This is a genomic window from Allorhodopirellula heiligendammensis (assembly GCF_007860105.1).
In the GTDB taxonomy this organism is placed as follows: Bacteria; Planctomycetota; Planctomycetia; order Pirellulales; family Pirellulaceae; genus Rhodopirellula; species Rhodopirellula heiligendammensis.
Genome location: NZ_SJPU01000002.1, coordinates 148970 through 164894, shown reverse-complemented (window position 1 = coordinate 164894; position 15925 = coordinate 148970). Strand labels below are relative to the sequence as shown.

At 56.7% G+C, this 15925-nt stretch carries 2 protein-coding genes; one reads left to right on the top strand and one right to left on the bottom strand.

Features of this window, described 5'->3' with window-relative positions:
- Positions 1 to 1892: 1892 nt before the first annotated feature.
- Entirely contained in the window at positions 1893 to 2525 is a 633-nt protein-coding gene (locus Poly21_RS10965; RefSeq protein ID WP_146407105.1) for a sigma-70 family RNA polymerase sigma factor, read from the bottom strand.
- Between the two features lie 207 nt (positions 2526 to 2732).
- Here Poly21_RS10965 and Poly21_RS10960 point away from each other — a divergent pair, with 207 nt between their 5' ends.
- A complete protein-coding gene (locus Poly21_RS10960) occupies positions 2733 to 15914 on the top strand; it encodes a dockerin type I domain-containing protein (RefSeq protein ID WP_146407104.1) in 13182 nt (4393 codons plus the stop codon).
- Positions 15915 to 15925: the final 11 nt, after the last annotated feature.

Sequence of the window (15925 nt, the reverse complement as noted above, 5' to 3'; positions counted from 1 at the left end):
CGGATCTGCAACTGGTGCATCGCTGGTCGGCACCACACGCTGCCGACAGTCCTGTGGCATTCTCGGGTGATTTGATGCATCACATTCGCCATGACTACACACCGGGTAACCATCGATTGGTGATATTCGACACTTTGGGGAACATGCTGCGGCAAGTAGCCATGCCCGACGAGGCATTCACCAACTGGATTGGATGGTGTGCCCGTGCAAAGAAGGTCTGCCTGACGGTTGTCCGTCCGGATCATGCAGAGGTTTGGATATGGGATCTCACCACCGACGAGTTTCGTCCTACCGGTTGGCGAACCACTCCGACCAATAAGAGTACAATTGTCGAACACACCGGGGAGCTGATTTATCTTGCAGAGAATTTGCAATTATGTCGTGTCTCGCTAATTGATCACAACGCGGAGCCGGCGGTCCTGATGCCGCCGCAATCGGATCTTAATCAGTTCATTTCTGCACCCGACGGACGGCATTTGGCGGTGCACTATCATGACCGCCACAGCGTCGATTTGATTGACTTGGAAACGGAGCAGATCGAGACGCTTGCTCTCGATCAATCCATCGATTGTTTGGCCTGGCGGCCCGATGGTCGCTGTTTGGCGGTTAGCGGCGATACCACCGTGATCTATGATTTGGCGACGCACCGCCCGCTTCATCGTCAGCCGAACCGTCACGGCTTATACTTTCAGATGGTGTACTCGGCGGACGGAAAAATGCTGTTCTGCAACGGTCGGCGTGGGTTCATGGAATGCTGGGACGCAACCTTGTCGACATCATTGCTGCGCTGCGAAATGATTCCCGTAACGCTTTCAACCGATGGGAGCTTGATGGCGTTGAGCCAACCGGATGGATTTGAGATTCGTCGTCCGATCACGCCATTGGGAGTTCAGATTATCTCGCTCAGCGAGGGCGACGTCCGTGAGGCTAGCTTCATGCGGGGTGATGAAAAGGTCGCCCTCTCTCATTCTCGGGGCGTTCGCGTATTTGATCTGGCGACCCAAATATTCAGTGCCAATCACGATTTTAGTGATGGCCCGTTCACACCGCTCGAACCAAGCGGTGCGAGTACCGTCTTCGTCGCGAAAGAGCGTGATCTTTACACGCTTGATTCTTCAGATGCTTTCACGGATGGCCATCTGGATTCCGATATTGTTGGGGCGCCCGACAGCATTCAAAAGGGATTGCATAAACTGTCGTTTTCGGGCGACGGTTCGATCTGGTCTTTGGCCTACGATGCAACTCGAAATCGCATTGCGGTGCTGACCCATCCACCGTTCCAGTTATCCGTTCACCAGCTTCCCACCGGCCGTGTCGTGTGGACGCAAGAACTGGATTTCAATTCGTCGTCGGTGCGTTTCGACGAGCGCGGCGACCGGTACGTGGTGAGCACGTTTGCACCCGGAATTTGCCGTGTACTCGACGCAGCGAATGGACAGAACCTGTTTAGAGTCGACGGCTTTCGAGCGGACTTGATCGGATGTCCAACCAAAGGAAAGTTTGTGATTCAAAGCGGTGGCAACCTGCGGTTGTTGGAGGCAAGCGCGAGTGGCTACCTCTATCCCAGTTCCGTAGCGACCTATGATGCGGATCGGTATCCGTTGGGAGATTTCGCATCGTTGGTGACCACTCGAGACGGTCGCTTGCTGGCGACCGAATCGCGGCGACCGAGAGGTTGCCTGGTCGTGAACGTGGAGACCTTGCAGCCACTGAAATGGCTTCGCGGAGACGTTCGGCAGCCGGAGTCACGCCCACTGGCATTCAGTAGCGATGGACGATACTTGGTGACCGAACGAGGCCGTACCGCAGTTGCGGTGTGGGATCTGAAGGAGTTAGCAGCGAGATTGGACGCATTTGTAGGTACTACATCATTGTCAAAGGCACGCGCGCCTTCAGCTCCGACCATTCAGCATTTCGGACAGCCGCAGGAGGGCACGCACGTGCCTCTTGCTGGCGGCCGCGGACGTGACGCCAAGCACATCGGCCGATTCCACGTTGCTGAGTCGATCGACGTAACGCAAGAGTAGAATCTGTTGATCGGCGCTGCTTAGCCGCTGCACTGCCGTGCGGACCTTGTCGATAGACTCATTGCGTCGATCGGTTGCATCTTGATTGCCTTGGTAGCCAATTGTTTTTGCTAGCGTCATGGCGGACCCATCGGACACGCCGACTTCGACCAAGACGCTGCGTCGGGCGGCGTAGTGTCTGCGGCGCAGATCGATAAGACGCTCCAGTGTCATTCTGCGCAGCCAAGCGGCAAACGGGATTGCGGGCTGATTGAGAAACTGATCCAGGCGGCGGTGTGCAGCAAGCAATGCCTCTTGGACCACGTCGGAAGCGTCGATGCGCCTTCGCAAACGCGGCTCGATGCGAGCACGGACCATCGCGCGCAGTGGTGCACGGTGCTCGGCCACCAACGACTCGAACTCTTTTTTGAGTTGTGCGTTATCGCACTGCCTCAAACGCTGCCTCACGCCCGAGTCGCCCGCGTGTGCGTCTATCGATTCGAATTCACGCTCTTCCACCGAAAACTCTCGTAAATGGAATCAGAAACCACCAAGCCACCGTCGCGGACAGCTCCACAAGCATCCGCAAGAAACATTCCGCACATTCCACCCTTTCTTTTACATTAGATCATTTTCCTGTCTCCGGACCGGGGCAATTTGCCGGCTAACTAAGTGAGCGGTCGTTCCTCACGACCGTGCTTTTCGCCCGCCAGCAGGCAAGATTCGATGAAATCGTCAACGCCCCACACTGAAGCACGCCCAAAACGAACACGTTGGATCCAGCGATCCCGTATCGCCAAACGAGCTAGAAACCCTTACGCATATCAAGCTCGAAGGCCTTTTGAAGTTCTCGAACGTCGCGATCTGCTGGCCGCTGAGGTGACCGGGGGCGGCACCGCGGTCGAGAATCTGTTGCCCGGTCAAGCGATAAGCGTTGTGTACGGGGCGATCAATCAATTGGACGTCATCGGACAAAAATTTGAACGCGGCTTGGATAATTTGGACGACGCGGGATTGATTGGGACGGCGGGCAATACCGCGATCCAGCTACTGGGCTTGGACGATATTCCGATTATCCAAGAGGGCCTAGGTGAGTTGGCCGACGTCGGCGGGATGCTCCGATCCCTCGCCGCTCGCGCGGGGACGGCGGCGGTGGCTGAGATGGCATCCGAGAACGTTGCACCGACCTACGGACCGCTCGCGGCCAATCAGCGAATCTCGGTGCTTACCGACACCGGTGTGACGCGGATCAACGTGCCCGCTTTCACACCGTCGGACTCCAGCGTGGACGACATCGACGAGTGGGCGGCCGAACTCAACGATCATTTGCGTGGAACGACCGTAGAAAACACAGTGGAGTGGATTGTGCTCGATGAGCTACTCGATCCAGATGCTGATCCGGTGCTGGCACTGGTCGTGCAAACCGGTGACGAGGGACCAGTCAGCTCGACATTGAGTGTGACCACGGCGGCGATTGAATTACCAACCCCAGGCGAGTTTGGGCGACCGACGGGGGATGTCTCATTCAATATTCAGTTCGAAATGGAAACATTGATCGGTGAGAGTACCGATACCCCCGCGACGCTATCGTTTCCTGCTGGCGGGGCGTTGGAGGTTCATCTGAACGGGGCGGCGCGGTCGGACTCGCCCGCAGTTCCGCCGACTGGAGATAATGTCGGATTGCAAGATTTGGCGGACGACTACAACGCGGCGATGGCAGCGATCGCGGTCGAGTATCCAGCGGGTACATTTGTTGACGGTACCCGTGCCGGCGATGCTGAGGAGGCAGGCGGCGACCCACCGATCACGAGGAGTTTGTCGACGTTCTTTACGGTGGTTATGGACGACCAAGGCACCTCGTCGGCTGGAGATGATCGACTGGTGATGGTCGCTATAAACGCTGAGTTGACTGAGTTTACCATCGAGAACTACCGCGTCACCGATGACGACGACGCGGTCATTTCGACGTTCAATGGGTCGACGAATGAGACCGATCTACCTGTCTATGGAACTTTGGGAATTCAAGGCGTGCGTGGGACCGCCGGTATCGACCGGGCGGCGGCAATCGCGTTGGAAGCGGCGGGTGTGGATGGGACGAGCGAGGAGACGCACGACGAGATCATTGAGGGGGCGATCGGATCATTGATGGATCGATTGGGCATTCCCATGGTCGTCGGCGATTTTGCGGATGCGTCAGGCTGGCGATATTTGCCCGCATCCGACGAGCTACGCTTTCAGTTGGTGCTCGATGAATCGTTTGCACACTTGGTCAATCTCGATCTCGACCGCTCGATTGAACTCGGACCTCTCGGGAATTTGGAATTGGTTGCCCAGGCGAGTGCCGGTGTGATCGCGGGAGTTGGTCTCAAAATCGAGTTTGGCGTGTTCCTGGGGGCGGTCCCGGGAGCTTTGCCGATCACGGCGGATACTCCGGTGCAAACATTGGATGCCGGTCGTGGACTGCGAGGTTCGGTTGGAATTGCTGCGGCCAGCCCACCGGAGTCATTCATATTGGCATCCGATTTGACTCTGCCGATCGATGTCGACGGTGAAACGGTTGTCATCGTCGTTGATGATGCAGCAACGACGGACAATCTGACCCTCGCAGATCTGGCGAGTGACATCACCGCGGCCATTGTCGGCACACCTCTGCATCCCGATGCCACGACCAGGGGTGGGCGCATCGAGATTGCGGCAGTCGACGGGGCGCTGCACATTCGCGCCATCGACGAATCGATTCGAACGGTAACGCTCGGTGAATTGGAAGACGAGGCAGTGCGAGCCAGCGGATTTCGAGCATTTCAAGCGTCTTCGAATCCGGTGGCGAGTCTGGGGGGACGGGTCGCGTATCCCGATCTGCGGATAGCGGAAACGGATTCGGATGGGATGGTAACGGAGGTGTTCCTCGTTGACCTCGATCAAGCCAATACGATCGCGGAAGTCGCCCTGGCGATCTCGGCGGCGTCGGATCACATCACCGCTGTGTTTGATGGCACGTGTTTCATCGTCACCAATACCGCATCGGAGTTCACGATCGATGCGGCGGATCGATACGGTTTGCGTTCGTTTGCCCCGACGGCGCTGCGCATTTCGGGTGATAGTGAGCCGCGCGAGGGCACGACCGATCATGTACTAACGGGAACCTCGCTGCGGACCATTCCGCTGGCCGATCGGATGTTTGTGGCGGTGCCGCCGGAGGGATCGAATGTCCTGAACGTCTCCCTCGAACTGGCGGCCAGCGATTTGGAACTCTCTGCGGCCCTCGGGTTTATTGAGTTGGCAGCGGTCACCAGTACGAACGCAGCCGGCGAGGTCGATCCACTAACAATCGATGTTGATTTCCCAATTCGCCTACAAGCTCCAGCCGATGCCGTCAGCGCGGACCGGATCTCGATCGGTGAACTGTCGCGTCTGGAGATCGGATCGCTGTTCGCTCCAGTGGCTCCGGTGATCAACGAGCTGTCAGCGACGTTTGGATTGCGGGCGGATCTATTCGATTCCGTCGATGTCACCGACGTAGACGGTTTGAGTGGGAATGAGCTGGCAAAGATCAGCCTTGGGCTGGCAGTGCCAGGCGATTTGTCGAGCATCACATTCACACCCACGGTGGTGGATCCAGATCAGATCCTCGAACAGTTGCGTGAGATCAGCATTGAACAGGTGATCGGAGTGGCCCGAGATGCCATCGAAAGCCTGACATCGGGCAGTGAGGATGGGATCGCGGACAAGATCTTTCAAACCGATCTGCCCTTGGTGGGCGTTTCGCTGGAGGACATCATTCAGTTGGCCGACGATTTGATCGATGCGGTCGAGCGAGTGGTCTCATCGGTCGACACGGACAGCGTGATTGAAGCGCTCGATACGGTGGAAACGGCGATCGTGAATTTCCCGGTGCCGAGGGAGCAGAAATCGCAGGTGTTGGAATCGGTTCGCAGCGTACGGGGCGTTGTGTCGCGATTGATTGAGGCGACGGAAGCTGGAACCACGGAAGCGTTGGCGTTGATCCCAAAATTGACCAGCCGACTGATTGCTGCCGGTGGGCAGTTGGATCGCTTCGTGGGCAATTTGTCGGATTCAATGCCGCCGGGCGAAGGAAGTGAATTTGATTTCGATGTCAGTGGCGATTCTTACGTGACGGCACTCGATGCACTGATGATTATCAATTTACTCAATCGTACTGATTTACCTGACCCGATTGTCGTAGATGCATCGAACAGGCGGATGGATGTCAACCGCGACGGATTTGTGACTGCCTTGGATGCGTTGATGGTGATCAACGCGATCAACGAAACAGGGTCGTCTACCGAGTCCGATTCGGGAGAGAGTTCGGAACCGGTGGCGGGTACGATGGCTGCGGAAGATGACAATCCACTGCGGGATCAATTGCTCGCGGCAATCGCGGGCCTGCGGTTGTTATTGCCATCGATCAACGACATTACCGATCGGATCGAATCGGCGGTGCGGTCGCAGTTACCCGCAACCAGCGAACTGGAGTTCACCTTCGACATCGTGCCAGACTTTGATGGTGATGCGAGCGCGACCAGCGAACTGGCGGTGATCGGCGGCATTCATGGCGACTATGACTTTGGACCCTATGAGTTCGATCCCGAACTGGATTTCGGCGACCTGGGCCCCATCTCGCTCGATCTCGATACGATGGCATCGTTTAGCGGATCGATCGAGTTCGGTGTGGGGTTTGGAGTCCGTATCGATCCATCGGAGCCTTCGAACATCACGCCATTCGTGGTTGCCGGCGGTACCGATATCGAGAACATCACGGCGACGCAGCTTTCCGTTCGGGGCGGTTTCGATGCCGATGTAAATGCCGCAGTGTCGATCGCGGGGACGGAACTGATTGGCTTGTCAGGCGAGCTATCGCTGTCCGATCCCGATGATGAAACAGACGCGGATTCTGGCACCGAAGGCCTGGCCTCATTCGATTTAAAATTGCTGTCGACGGCGACCGTCGGACCGTACGGATCGATCGATGACTTTTCGACACTGACGATTGATACGGAACTGGACGGAGAGATCGCCGCCAGTATCGACGCGAGCCTGTTGGGACGGACCGTGGAAGATATCCTCGAGGTGAGGATTCCGCTGTCGGATCTGTCGGCATCAAGTTTCACCGTTGATACCGATCGCTTGTCGTCCCTGTTCAGCGAACTTGATTTTGATCTGCTCACGATTCTGGCAGGCATCGAAACGTTTTTGGGAACGTTATCGACTCAGTTGACAGACAACCTCGATGACGTGCCGCTGATTGGTGGCGGGTTGGAGGATGTCGGTGAGCTGATTGAGCAGCTCAATGATCGCATCGTGACACCGATTCGCGAACAACTCCAAAATTTTGGCGGAACGCTCGATGCAGTGAAGTTCAATCTGGATCGCGAACTGACCGAGGCGTTGCAAGAATTCGGATTCATTCCAGCCGAAGACGCAATGGGGAACCCGATCGATGCCAGTGGCGATCAGATTGAGGTTGTCTTGGATCAACGAACGTTCGAAATCCGAACCAACTTGTCGAAACGATTCGACCTTTTGAATGTTGATTTTGATTCCAATTTTGGACCGCTGCCCCTGTCGGCCTCCGGCGGTGTGACCGCTGCACTGACGCTTGGTTTGAATCTTGGCATGGGCGTCAGCCGCGATAATGGGTTTTATCTGATCACCGGTGATCTGCCGGAAATCACGGCGTCAATTGATGCAGGAATCACGCCGGGCACCGCGTTGGAGATGGATTTATTCATTTTAAATGTGTCCGCGAGCGATGACATCGAGACGGACGAAGAGATCGCGGCGGGGGCCGACCCCATGTCAGATGAGGAGCAGACTCGGGCCCATGCGGATCTGGCAATCGATTGGGATGCCAATGAAACGTTGGCGGTGACAGATGTGTTCAGCAGTGCCACGATCTCGGGTGGTGGAGGAGTGAATATCGATTTGGACGTGCGGGCGAGGACCGGTTTTGATCTGGCGGAGGTCAGCACGGAGTTGCAGGCTGGCTGGGGATTCACGTTCAGTACAGGCAGCGGGTTCGTCAACGAGGGACTGTATTTCGCACTCAACAATATCGAGTTGAATCTGGGCGAATTCTTGGGCAAGACGATCGCGCCGACGATCCGAAAACTGGACGATGTGATTGGTCCGGTCCGCGACGTAGTGGACTTGCTGACGACTCCGATTCCCGGGGTCAGTGATTTGGCGGTGCTGGCGGGTGCGGACCCGGTGACGCTGCTGGATTTGGCACTGGCCGAGATGTCGCCCGGGGCGGCAGCGGCGGCACGGAAGTTCGTGTCGGTGATCGTTGGCATTGACGACGTGACTGGCAAGATAGCGGAGCTACTCGGCCCCGAAGGCCCAGACAGCGAAGATTTAATCTTGAACTTTGGAAGTATTCAGTTCAACGGCGACGGTGTGGTTTCCAACGACTTGGCGTTTGGCACTTCGCTCGATGGCGGTGATGGCTTATCAGTGGACAACGATACCAATGACGATCCCTTCGGTAGTTTGGGCGAGCGAGCGACCTCGCTGGTCAGCAGTCTGTCGGCGGAACCGGCAGGCGGCGAAGAAGACGATGATGGACTGGGGATTTCGTTTCCGATCTTTGAGCCCTCCAATATCATCAAACTGCTGTTGGGACAAACGGTCGACCTCGTAGTCTGGGACATCCCAAAACTGGAACTCGATTTTGGTTGGTCGCAAACGTTCCCGATCTTCCCCGTGCCGCCGATCTCGGTTGGCGTTGGACTGGACGTCGGATTCAGCATCGATCTGCTGGTCGGCTTGGACACCCGGGGTTTGAAAACCGGTGGGTTGCTAGACGGATTTTATTTGGGCGATTTGGACCCGGACACCGACGTGGACATCGAAGAGTTTGTGTTTTCACTAGGCGTTTCGCTAGCCGCACTATTGGATGTAGGCGTGGCATCGGCGGGAATCGAGGGTGAGATTCGCGGCGAACTGGGAGCCAATTTTCGCGATCCCGATAACAATGGCAAACTCTATATCGACGAACTCATTGGCATCATTGAAGACGAGGGCATCCAGTGCGTGTTCGATCTGGAAGCCCGCGTGCGTGCAATTTTGCGAGTCGTTTTCAAAGTGTTGTTCTTTGAAGGTTCAATCGACATCATCGATGTGATCATTTTCCAGGCTGATAACGGTGGTTTGTGTCCCGCCGTCAATCCAGCGCACGTCGCCGATGGTGGCGGTGAAACAGATGGTTTCAGCAACGTTCTGCCCGATTATTTACGCTCGCTGGTAACAGGCCCAATGGTAGATGGACAGGAGGTCGCTCGCGAAGGCACGTTGATTGTTCACTCCGGTGCATTCGCGCGACAACGAGGCAGAGGTGCCAGTGACACGTCCGAAGACTTCACGCTCCGTTGGATCGCTCCCGGAATTGTGCAAGTCATCGGCATGGGGCTGGACCGACAATACGCTGGTGTCACCCAGATTCTGTTCGACGGTGGGCTGGGTGTCGATCAATTGAATCTGCGGGTGGGCGACGGCGACGAAGCAACCGCTGCCAACTTCCCACTGCCGATCTTTGCCCACGGAGGGGCGGGCACCGACGTTTTGGAGGGTGGCCGCGAGCGTGACACAATCCTTGGCGGGTTGGATGACGATGAGATCAGCGGAAATGGCGGTCGCGATATCCTGGGCGGCGACGGAGGCAATGATCTGATCGACGGCGGCGATGGTGACGATATTATTGCTGGCGGACCAGGACGCGAAACGATTGATGGCGGCAATGGTGACGATCAGATTTTTGGTAATTCTGGAGACGACACGATCAATGCGGGGCCGGGGAACGATCTGGTCTTGGGCATGAGAGGCAACGACACCATTCGTGGCGGGTCTGGAAATGACTCCATTCGTGGTGACGAGGGCGATGATTTCATTGATGCGGGTGCCGGTGATGATCCCTACGTCATCGGCGGGATCGGGAATGATTTGTTGATCGGTGACGATGGGAAAGATGATCTGTTCGGCGGTTGGGGCAATGACGTGATCATTGCCCATCGGATCGAAGTCGGCGGCGTCGGTGGTCCTGATGCGGACTACATCGAAGGTGGGCCTGATGATGATTTCATCTGTGGGTCGGCAGGTCAAAACACAATTCACGGTGGTACCACCGACCGCGGCATCGATGAGGCGGGAGTTTCGTTTGAGGCGATCGTGCCGCTGACCCCCGGTGGCTACTCGATCACGTCCTGTTCGGCAGCGGCGCCCCCGCCGCCGATCGAGTCTGTACCGATTCTGCTTTCCGGCAACGTGTTTCGCGATCTGGACCGCAACGCCGTGCGAACGCTCGACGCCGCCGGTCGACCGCTGGATTCCGAACCACTTTTGGACGGAGTGACCATTCGAATTTATGATGCCGACAACCTGATCGCCGCCGAGATCACAACAGGCCCAATCGATCTCAATGGCGACGGCACGATTGACCCCAAACTGGAGATTGGACAGTGGTCGATCGATTCACTCGACGCGGGCAGCTATCGAGTTGAAGTCGTGTTACCGCCGCTTTCCGCAGCGACTGCGCCGTTCGCCCCATTCGGCACCGATCCGTCCTATTCGGTGACTTTAGCGGCACGCGAATCTGCCTCGTCTCTCGACTTCGGACTTGCTCGTGCAGCCATCCTGAGCGGCATTCAATTCTTAGACCTTAATAGCGACGGGGTGCAGCAAGCCAATGAGCCCGGCATGGCGGGCGTGGAAATGAACTTGGTAACCAGGGGCGGGTTGGGAACATTGTTTCCCATAGGAACCTCGGCGGACAATCCGACCACTGCTGAAGTCGAAACGGGGATGTTCGAATTGACACTGCCCCCGGATACGTATTCGCTGACCACGGCCACCAACGCTGCGGGGTTGGTGATTGCGGCCGATCCGCTGTTACCCAGCACGGTTGCGACATCGCCGCTGGGCGGATACTTGTTGGCGGCCGATTACGAATCGATTTTGAACAACACCGATTTCGGCAACACGCCGGCTTCCGAAATTCACGTCGTGCTGACGCAAGCTGCCAACCCGGATGTGGTACTCGCGCAACCACCGGAAACTCGAACAGCGATTGGCGAAGGAGAGAATTATCTGGTCGAGCTGTGGGTCAGCGGCGGGGGCGCAGAGGGCGATGCTGATTCGGTAACGACCACGCTGAATTATCAAACTCAGTTCACGACGGCGTACGAAAACATCCTTTATGGCGGCGCGTTCACGGATGATCGTAGCATTCCGACGTTTGATGATGGGCCCGCGGAGGAGGCAGGTCGCGGAACGGTTGGCAACCTTTCGGCGTCATTGGGAGCCAATACGACATTCACAACCGGTTACCGAAAGTTCGCCACACTGGTATTTGGTGCCGAGGATGGTGAAACCTCGCAAGACGATCAACTCCAACCGCGTCTTTCGTTTGCACCGGAGTTCGCCGCATCATCGATTGTGGTTTCAACAGTCGGCCAGACGCGGCCTCAATTGTACATACCCGACGACCCACGCATCATTGTGGATCGTTTTGACATGAACGACGACAGCGTGGTCGACGACGTGGATCTGGATCTGGTCGCTGAGGCGTTGGGGTTATTTGTGGAGGATGCGGGGCGGTTGGGTCGGCGGTTGGATCTCAACGAGAGCGGGCGAGTCGATGTTGGTGACGTCGCGATGATGAGAACTCGCATCGCAAGTGGGATCGATCCAGCGGTCGAGGTGATATTATCGCCGACCATTCCAGTCATTGATATTGCGGCGTTGGATAATCTTGAAGCAGCGGCGAGTGTTGCTGCTGGATTTGACTCGGGCACATTCGCAGCTCCTGAGATGGCTTCCGTCCTGTTGGGAAGGTTGGAAGTCTCAGAACTTGATCTCGTAATGTTACCGATGCCGCACGGCATACGAGGCGAAGGCGAATTGCTGGACCTCGGAGTTGCCGCCGACGCGCTCACCGCGGCAGACGAATGTCTGACCTCACAACTTGTCTGCGTGCCCGATGGCAGCGATATCATTCAGGGACACGGCGAAGACGATTTGATTCGAGGTGACAACACAGTCGATCCTTTAATGTACCAATCGATTGGCCAATCCGACACGATCTACGGAGGTGCCGGTCGCGATGACATCAACGGTCAAGATCGCGACGATATTCTATGGGGCGGCGATGATGTCGATCCTGCGACATTGCCCAACGATGAATCAGAGAACGATCATATTGTCGGCGGCGACGGAACCGACCAACTCCGTCAGCGAGCCGTCGGAGATCAATCCGTGTTCGCTGCGGAAGTGAAGGGCCAGGGCACTGACACGTTCGAATCGATTGAGGTCGTTTACTTGTTTGCAGACGATTCCGGTCCGACATTGCAAAATGAAACGTATGCCGGACCCGTCGTTCTGACAGGCGGTGCAGGTAAAGACACATTGATCGGGGGCCCAGGCGACGACGTACTCAATGGTCTGGCGAACGACGACATATTGGTAGGGAACAACGGCAACGACCAGTACGTCTTCAGCGGTTCGGCAGCGGCCCCATTCGGAACCGATCAAATCGTCGAGACGGGTTCTGACAAAGGCGACGAGGTGAATTTCTCTCTTGTTGATGTCGCAGCGTCGCCAATATCACTGGCACAACTCGCACTGTTTAGTGACCCGGTTGTCGGAGCCGTTACCAGCACGTCGTTCGCCAATTTGGAAAATGTGGTCGGCACTCATGGAGATGACAAGATTCTTGGGAATGGGGGCGTCAATCGCTTGGATGGAAATATCGGCGACGATGATATATCAGGTGGAAGTGCCGGCGACATCATTATCGGCGGCCCCGGGAAAAACATGCTGCGAACGAGTCCTGGTGGTGACACGTTTGTGTTCTTTGATGCGGTCTCGGGTGATGATGATTCCATATTCTTGGACGGCAGCGCGTTCGCACTTGATTTTTCTGGATTGGTAGACGACGTCGGGGTTGATGTCGATTTGTCCGATGGCGTGATCGCGTCGCATGGGTTTCGCGACATCAGCGCTGTCAACCATTCGATCGCCAGTCTCGATAACGTGACCATCATCGGTTCGGCCTATGCGGACCTGTTTGTTGACATCGCAGGCCGCCAGGACTACCGCGGCGGCGACGGAGACGACGTGTACAGGTTGGATGGATCGAGCATTGAACAGGATAAGGTGCGTGAGTTTGCCGGCGGTGGAGACGATACCTTGGAACTCTCGTCCTTCACCAATGATTTGACGATTGATATCTCCGGTGCGAACAGCAACGTGGTCCGTTTCGGCACGACAACTCGCGTGGTCGCAACCGGCGCGACCCAGTTCGAAAACGTGGTCGGCGGCAGTGGGGATGATTCCATCACGGGCAACGCTGCTGATAACTCGATCTTTGGCGGTCCCGGCGATGACACGATGATCGGGCTTGCGGGGAACGACGTTTACCGCTTTGGCGACGACCATACCTCACAAGACGACACCATCCTCGAAGCGGCGGGTGGCGGGGTCGATCGATTGGACTTGTCAGATGTCCCGGATCAGCTTTTCGGGGGCGGTTCGTCGATTGTCGATATTGATTTGGCAGCCGGCTTTGCCGTCTATTCCTCTACGTCAATCATCTTCGATGCGGCTAGCATCGAAGATGCAGCAGGCAGTCGCGGAACCGACATCATTCGCGGATCCGATGGAGATAATCATTTGTTCGGTGGCGATGGCGACGATGAACTGTACGGAGGATTCGGTAACGACGTACTCGATGGTGGCGACGGTAACGACTCCTATCGATTCGATACGTTGCGGCGATTTTCCGGAGGGACCGGAGCGGTGCCCGAAGTCGAAACCATTTTGGATTCAGGCGGCAGGGATGAAATCGTGTTCTCGAGCTTGTCGGCGGCCGATGCGGTCGATCTGCTGGTCAATCTCAATTTTGACGAGACCGATTTGGTGATCGCGTCCCATGGCAGCACGACGGCAGGCGGTTCGCGAACGGTTTTCGTAGGCGATCTGTCGACCAGGATCGAAGACGTCCGGGGGTCGATTGGCGATGACACCATTCTGGGCGACGATTTTGCGAACGAATTGTCTGGCGGCAGTGGGAACGACCTACTTCGCGGCGGGCGAGGTGACGACGTGTTGGACGCGGGTTCGGGTGACGACGATCTTGACGGTGGACGCGACCGTGACGTGTTGTTTGGTAGTGCCGGACGCAACCGTCTAGCCGGTGGTCCCGGCGATGATACCTACATCTTCCAAAAGCTGTTTGGTTCCGTCGACGCCGATAATATTTTGGTCGAGTACCCGGCGTCGGTGATGGACGGATCGTTGGTCGACGGGGGCAGCGATACTATTGTGCTGCCCACGTTCGTGAACACCTTTTCGCTAGCCAATTTTGCTGCAGCTGGTACGGCCGATCCCCCTGAATTGGTTCCCGGATTCAGCAGTGGAGCCAACCGCATCACATTCGACTTGATCGGCGATGGCATCCGAGATGGATCGCAATTTGAAAATCTGATTAGTGATTCGGCCGTCGCCTTCCTCACGGGCAATGCATCGGACAACCTGATCTATGGGGGACAGATACTCTTCGGTGGCAATGGAAATGATGTGTTGATCGGTCGCAGTGGCAGCGACACGATCGCGGGCGGGAGCGACGATGATCTGATCATTGGCGGTGACGTTCGGTTTTTCCCGCCGACATTTGATTCCAACCGGACCGAACTGATGAAGCGACTGTTGCTGATCCAACAGGAATGGAATCGTGACATTCCGGTGTCCGAACGGATCGCGGCGCTGGTGAGCGGTGTTGGTGAAGCATCGTTGAACGCGCGTTTGATCCAGGGTGATTCGACGATTGCGGACACGGTGATCGACGATGGATTGGTCGATGCGATCACAGTTGGCATTGGCGAATTTTGGGTGCTGCCTCCGGACGTGCCATCGGATCCTCCAGCGGGTTCTACGACGATGTTCGTGGCCGGACTCTCCACCACACAGATAGCGTCCGACTCCGACGTGGGAGCCATGGCGAGCCTCGGCACGATCAGTGATGACGTTGCTTCAAAGATGGACATCTCGCCATCTCTTGAAGAGTTACAGTTCAGTAGGATCCCGGCCGAACCAAACCGCGCAGAAGCATCGCTACAGCGAGTTCGAATTCGCGCGGTCTCCGTGTTCGCGTCCTCCACCGCGTCGACTCCGCCAGTGGGATTGGAAAGGCTCGATGAGGGCAAGGCGTTCATGACTGAAATCTGGGTGCAAACGACGAGTGGAAAAGATCCCGGACTCGCCGGTCTATTTGTAGACGTTTCGATGAATCCGGCGCAAGTTGGATTGACGGCGGACTCGATTCAGCTCAATGGAGCATTTGCGATCTCGCAGCGAGGCAGCATCGTGGCGTCGGCGGGCCTAGTCGATGATGCCGGGGGCCTGACCCAGGACAGCGATTTTGCGGCGGGTGGATCGTGGGTCCGCTTGGCCACCATCGCGATGACGGCAGTCGGTCACGGTAGCGTCCGCATCTCACCGCTGCCCGGCATCCTGTCACCAGCCCTCATTGATGGGACCTCAGTGCCTTGGACGGAGGTTGTGTTTGAGTCGGCATCGCTTGTCATTGACACACCGTTTCCGAACCAAAACCCAATCAATCGATTCGACGTCGACAACAACGGTGTTGTCGATCCATTCGATCTATTCATCCTGAAGAACTACTTGGAGACCCATTCGGAAACCGAACCACCGCCGGTCGACCCGCAAAATCCCATCTACCTCGATGTGGTTGGCGACAACCAAATTGATCCGCTTGATCTGTTGGCCCTGGCCAATCATCTCAACGAATCATCGCGACCCAGCCGCAAGCCCACCGATGACGAACTCACTTCACTGACCGAAGCCGTTGACGCTGTGTTTGCTTCACTCGCTTGAAACAAACCGCC

Bases quoted from the DNA above. Each gene is read 5' to 3' on its own strand.
- Poly21_RS10960 (WP_146407104.1), top strand. From the start codon at position 2,733: ATGAAATCGTCAACGCCCCACACTGAAGCACGCCCAAAACGAACACGT.